Raw genomic sequence first — 5,926 nt, forward strand, 5'->3', positions numbered from 1 at the left:
CCATGTTTTACTACATCTTTGATAGGATTAAGCTTTAAGCGAGCCGATTGTTGGGCAAATTCTATAAGAGATAATAGACGTTCTTCTTCCATGCTTCTGGAAAAAGTTGATGATTGTATGGAAGCATGGAGATTGATATCGTCATTCTTATCTTGCATTGTATTTCCTCAATTTTGATCACAGCCCTTTGTTAATTTTGGGCAATAGCAACCCATGCAAAGATTCATTTGCTTACATAGACTCCTTTTTTTATTGTTATTATTGGTGGGGTTACGTAAGAACGCGATATTAAATGTTACGTTATTAGCCTGAATTTTTGATCAATTTCGCTGTGTTGTTATTAAACATTTGCGCGATTTTATATCAAAAAGGAGATTTATACCAATTTCCAAAGCAATAATTGTTATAACCTCTTGCTATCAAAATAGTATATCCGCTCGCTGATGATCTAAAGGAAATTCAACATATCAAATCACGAAATACAGAGGCTTTGACAATACTGTCAAAAACCACAGGGACAAGAGGGACATCTGGGGCGGGCGCGTCACTACTAGGTTTTATCCGTCCCCACCCTGTGCCATGAAGGTGGGGCATATGGGACTTATTGAAAACTATACCCACCAATAAAATCCATTCCATCATAATAATTCATTTAAATTGGGTATAGATTAAAAGTAAATGAAGACATAGTAGTTGCCTTTTTCTTTTTGTCCTGATTTATGACAATCTCTTTGGTTGCTGATCACTGACATCCCTTTGTGAATACCCCGACTATTGACCATTCAAGTATTTCAATACGTATAACCTAAACGTATTGTAAGTTGCTGTGAAGCTTCCCTCATCTCTAAGCGTTTCCCATATGATGGTAATAGACCACCCTTTTTCCAAGGCTTCGGAAATATCTTCGCGCATAGCCAAGAATGCCACTTTATTTTTTCTGGCGCTCGTTCTTTGTTGGCTCTGTTTGGAAGTCATTATGTTTTCTGTTAAAGATTGTTTCATGGTTTACTCTCCATAATACTGGTTATTCAATCCTTTGAGTTTTGTCGTTTATTTCTATTTATTTTCGACCTTTTCGATCACTAACAAAGTCCTTTTTGGTAACTTTCGGTAATTTATTATTTATTTCTGTTTATTCATGATTATTTTCGTTACTAATCGTTATATAACGAACAATTACGAATAATCACCAAAAGACGGTTCTAAAATAAATTTCAAAATACAGGGCAAGATAGGTGAAGTTAGCTAACCAGCGAGCTGGATATCAAACTCACGAGCCTTATTCGCACCTTCGGTGCTCAATGGAAAAACTACTGGCACAATCAATTTTTATTCATCTCCCCAAATTTTACCTGTAAAAATATACAATCTTGGGGTACCAACTCCTTTGATTCTTGGCTTGTGTGAGGCTTTACCGTCAGAGGCAGGTTTCAGCCAGCCAGCTTGTAATAAAACCCGTGTTACTGTGCGTTGATCAAATCCTTTGCACAGTTCATTTTTGTACGTCTCAGCTAACACCATATAGATTCGGAACCCTTCGCTATCTGTATGATAAAATCCTGCTCGATTGAGAATCTTGTCATTGTTGGGTGAGTTGGCATTATCAAATCGGCTGGCTCCATGGGATTCAAAGAAGGCGCGTACCTGCGCCATAATCGCGCGATCTTCGTGATGACCATCAATCCCAAAAGCATCCTGCCATGCAATAAAGCAGGTCTTTGCAGCAAAGAACGATTCGCCTTTTTGCCATCCTGTCAGGCCAAATTGACTGGCCAGTTCACCGGCAGCAGCAACTAATGCAAAGCGTCTGGCAACACGGATTATCTGACCTGTTGCATCAGGTTGAATGACTGCATCAACAAAGGTTTGAATGGTGTCGGTGATATATCGACCGATTGTTTGTCGGTTGGCAATTACTTGATTCAGCCACGCCATACCCATTGCGCCATGATATCGGCTGCTGTATTTCTTAAGCGATAAAGCCATACTGGCTGGGCTTAGTTGATCATGAATCGTTTCAAAGATCCCCATCCCACAACCTGCATCCGCTTCGATATCAGCAAGCCTGATTTCCTGACCTGCGTTAATGCGTTGCCCTGATTTTGCCATGAGTGCTGTCAAAGACTCTTCACCAGCAGATAGGAAGAATAAAGACCATCGGGAAGATTGCCTGACTGTGCCTGAACGAGAGGCACGTGTTTTTCCCTGACCATTGGCCAGCAAATAAGCGGCCTCCCCTGCTTCCCTGGGATCCATTTGACTGAGTTCATCAAGAATGAGTAATCCATCATTGTGTAATGATGCCAAGCCTTCAAGCCCATTAGTGATGCTGCGCCATAAACGGCAATAGGATTGTGGATTTCCCCAAACGGAGGCAGCTAGACTCAATGCAGTGCTTTTACCTGATGAGGATGCCCCTCTGAAATGAAAACCGCCTGAGTCTTCGCCAACAATCTTTGCCAGTACAGGTGCTAATGCTACAGATATGGCAAACACCAATCTTGAGTTGCCTGATGCCAACCGGCCTATTGAGTCGCGCCATTCCTCCACGCTACCCTTGATAGACACTGCTGGTTCAATGGCATTGGTATTCTGGAAAACAATCTTCTCAGTTGATTGCCCGATACACTGGGAGGCTGTTACAAAGACATCGCCATGCCAACCCAGTCTATCAACACATCGTGCACGTGCGTCTACTGGAAAGACTTGTAAATAGGAAGCCAACAAATCGCGAGCAGTCCTATTGGGAGAAATGCTCAATCCCAATCTTGCCAGTTCACGCCTAACATCGGAGGCATCCCCCTGCAACAAAGCCAGGGGCATCGCCCACTGATGAGTTATTCCATCATCATCCTGCCATTCTAGCAAACGACCCCATTCACCACTATGGGCATCTCGAGTTTTTGCAACAACATACAATGGCGCGCATATCCAACGAGGTGGCAATGGATTGCCATCTTTATCAATACCGATAAATGCTAACCCCTCAGCAGTTAATCGAAAGCGACCACCAGCATAGTCGCAGATAATTGGGCGCTGCTTTGTATTGGGTAATTCAATAACATGATTTTGTGACATACATTATTCTCCAAACAACAATCAAACCGCCGGAATGAAGGAAATTCATTCTGACGAATTTTTAAATTTATGCGTTCTCAACAAGCTGTAACTGACCCTCGTCACTGGTTGAATAATAAATTTTTTGTTGTTGGAGAAAATTCAACACATCACTTTTTCGGTACAACACCTTACGGCCGATTTTTAAATAGGGAACACCACCACCCGCCCAACGGTTACGTTCAAGTAACTGGGTGGAACAGCTTAATACTGCCGCGATGGTTTGTTGATTAAATAGCGCAGAACAAGGCGCAGATTCAAATTCGTTTAATAGATGTAAACGGGATAGTTTTTGAGCAGACATAGGGATCTCCGCAATTGGTTATTCATTCAGCATAATGCTGACCTGCACCATCCTTGGAGATGAATTCAAATGCCTATCCGACTAAACTTGGACAAATAATTGATATTCACTAGCCTTTTGGCTATGAAAGCTTCTACTTCAAGCTCGGAAAAAGTATTGCGCATTCTTTCAAAGTTTGTCAAGCATAAAAGATCGAATTCCAAGAGGTGTTATTGAATGATACTGATTGATACTGCAAATGGTTATAATAACGAATGGGTCCCCTTTGTCCCGTTTTGAATAAAGTGGGTCGGGACAGTTCAAATCCTTAATTATGAAGGTATCCCACTTGTCCCCAAAGTCCCTCGTGATTTTTGTATATCTGTAAAAAATTCTTTAGCATAATTTTTCTAGTTGCCATACAACCAGTTAAACAAATCAGGCAGTTTATCCCAATAAAACTCCGGTGTTTCAAGCTCATAGATTTGATGTGCTAACATCCCATTCCAATCAGCAATAAGATCTGCTTTACCAGGCATCGCATATACTGACTCAAGAGTTGGAACGCCAACATTTTTAAAATCGCATTTTTTTTCTAATGCCGATATTAGTCTTTTTCTGTTAGGAGACCATCTAGGATCTTCAAATAGATGAATAATATCAAATAGATCTCTTGGTCTCATTCGCTCAACAAATGCCCGGAGCTTTTCTGCAAATATTTCTTCAATGCAATAGGTTTGAATTTGGTAATCAAAATCATCATCGTTGTAAGGATGGAAAATAGGTTTCTTAACTGGTGGTTCAACTAGAATTTCATCCCAGGATAAATCCAATTTAAGCGTTGGATTGTTTCCCCTTCTTTGCATAGGGCCTATATAAGCTAATTTTCCTTGAATAGAAAGTTCTCCTCTTGGATTTTTATATAGTTCAAAGCTTATGCCATCTTCTGGAAAGCTTAATCCGATTTGTTCATAGACCCAATCAGCGATATCTACAAAAACTGTCTTGAGGTAATTCGGGTTACGGTCATCAAGATTAGATATTGTGAAATCAAGATCCTCTGAAAATCGATACAATTCGAAATAACATTTTTTTAAACAGGTACCTCCTTTGAATACCCAGCCATTTTGTAATGGTTTCGCTTCACTAATACCAGCTAGAAGCCAATTTAATACGTAGTCCTTTTCAATAGTATTCGCAGGCAGCTTATGTTTATTAGCTTCATCAATAATGTCTTGTTTGTTAATCATACTGCTTTTTCCTTCCAGGATTGGGGCACCCATACTCGCCATTTAGTGACTAATTTATCACAAGCTTGAGCGGGATTAAGTTTGGCATAGCCGGTTGTTAAGTTTTGTTGGCAATAGTCCATCAACTCTTGCTCTTCGGGGAAATTACGCTCAAGTAGAAAACCAAGACGTTTTAAAGCCGCTCTATTTGGTACCACCTCCAAATACTGAATAAATTGCTCAATATTTTTCATTTCAGATTTAAGATAGTTTCCCAGAACGTCCACAATAAAATTAAGCCCCCCGCAAAAGTCAGGGAACATAAGCATATCTATCAAGGTGCGTGTTGGATCTGAAATTTTGACTTTCACACCACCTAACCAGACTGATTTCAAACCATAAAAATATTGAGGTTTTAATGTGTGTAGAACATATTCAGTTCCTGCAAGGATAGGGTTCCTATTTTGAACATTTTTTTCTGTCATGACGGTAATGGTTCTGAATAATTGCTCTGTTAAATCCCAGTAATTAGCAGCATTAACACCACCTATGTAACAAGGGGGAAACATCTCAGTCGCTATGGCAAAAGGTTCTTCGGGTACTACATCACTGGTTAAAGATTCTATGGGTACCAGTATATAGACACCTTGACTTATTCGTTCAAGCCAGCCTTTTTTATTGAGCCGAGCTAGACGCTTTGCTGCTTGACTTGGCGTTAATTGCCATATTTTTGCAGCTTGTTTAGGGGTGACTGTTGATTTAGACGAACGCCATAGTCGAGCTAAAGATTGTCTTTCCGACGTTCCTAACCCTTCAAAACCACTTGTTTCAATATACTCTGTATTCATATTTTCATTAATTGAGTGAAAAATTATATATATAATATAGCACATAACTGGAGAAACTATATTACGAGTTTAATAATTCATTTTTTAAATGAAAAAATCATAACAAAATAAAGTTCCAACTGGTGATGACTTACATACTTTCATGCAGGACATATTAGTTTCCAAGGAGGGTATGTAAATATTTTCTGGTGGCAACTTTGCCATATTTGACAGATAGTTTCATCAATTGGACTTTATCAAACTGATCGATGTTTTTAGCAACTTTTGAATGCAATTGGCTTACATCTTCCGTTAAATATTTTGCATTGTTTAATAAGTCCACCAATAAAAATTCTTTAGTCAGTTTAGTTGGGAAACCATTACTTGGACGTTTAAAAGAGAAAACACGATTTCCAAGGGCGCCGTCAATTTAACTTTTTATGACGTAAGCAAAGAGAGCTTGGCGAATT

5 protein-coding genes are annotated in these 5,926 nt (G+C 39.6%); all 5 read right to left on the reverse strand.

Going from position 1 to position 5,926, the window contains the following annotated elements; translation table 11 throughout:
- Positions 1 to 771: 771 nt before the first annotated feature.
- Positions 772 to 1,002, reverse strand: coding sequence for a TraK family protein (locus Q0495_RS04185; RefSeq protein ID WP_298623437.1), 231 nt, complete (start codon positions 1,000 to 1,002; stop codon positions 772 to 774).
- Positions 1,003 to 1,329: 327 nt separating this feature from the next.
- Positions 1,330 to 3,078, reverse strand: a complete 1,749-nt coding sequence (locus Q0495_RS04190; RefSeq protein WP_298623439.1) for a DUF927 domain-containing protein — start codon at positions 3,076 to 3,078, stop codon at positions 1,330 to 1,332.
- A gap of 67 nt (positions 3,079 to 3,145) precedes the next feature.
- The gene (locus Q0495_RS04195) at positions 3,146 to 3,421 is read right to left on the reverse strand and encodes a DNA-binding protein (protein ID WP_298623442.1); all 276 of its coding nucleotides are present in this window, start codon (positions 3,419 to 3,421) and stop codon (positions 3,146 to 3,148) included.
- A 389-nt stretch (positions 3,422 to 3,810) separates the two neighbouring features.
- Positions 3,811 to 4,650: a nucleotidyl transferase AbiEii/AbiGii toxin family protein gene (locus Q0495_RS04200; protein ID WP_298623445.1), complete on the reverse strand. Its 840-nt coding sequence runs from the start codon at positions 4,648 to 4,650 to the stop codon at positions 3,811 to 3,813.
- Positions 4,647 to 5,477, reverse strand: coding sequence for a type IV toxin-antitoxin system AbiEi family antitoxin (locus Q0495_RS04205; RefSeq protein WP_298623447.1), 831 nt, complete (start codon positions 5,475 to 5,477; stop codon positions 4,647 to 4,649). The genes Q0495_RS04200 and Q0495_RS04205 overlap by 4 nt, the downstream gene beginning before the upstream one ends.
- Positions 5,478 to 5,926: the final 449 nt, after the last annotated feature.

The organism is uncultured Legionella sp. (genome assembly GCF_937871865.1).
GTDB lineage: Bacteria > Pseudomonadota > Gammaproteobacteria > Legionellales > Legionellaceae > Legionella.